The sequence below is a fragment of the Enterobacter sp. SES19 genome (assembly GCF_011765665.1).
Classification (GTDB): Bacteria; Pseudomonadota; Gammaproteobacteria; order Enterobacterales; family Enterobacteriaceae; genus Enterobacter; species Enterobacter pseudoroggenkampii.
This window is the reverse complement of sequence record NZ_CP050320.1, coordinates 277,746-277,990: the sequence shown is the minus strand read 5'-3', so window position 1 is coordinate 277,990 and position 245 is coordinate 277,746. Positions and strand designations below refer to the sequence as shown.

1 pseudogene is annotated in these 245 nt (G+C 49.8%); it reads right to left on the bottom strand.

The features are described from left to right. Positions 1-89 precede the first annotated feature (89 nt). A pseudogene (gene tuf / locus GXP72_RS01275) lies at positions 90-245 on the bottom strand (elongation factor Tu); the annotation flags it as partial.

The window sequence follows — 245 nt, the reverse complement described above, 5'->3', positions numbered from 1 at the left end:
TCGTCCGAGGACGTTAAGAATCCATGTCACTTTGAGTGCCCACACAGATTGTCTGATAAATTGTTAAAGAGCAGTGCAACGCGGCTTTCGTGGATCAGAGTCACAACCATCTTGATGTTGTCGCCTGGCATTACCATCTCAACGCCTTCTGGCAGTTCGATGGTACCGGTCACGTCAGTTGTACGGAAGTAGAACTGTGGACGGTAGCCTTTGAAGAACGGAGTATGACGGCCGCCTTCGTCTTT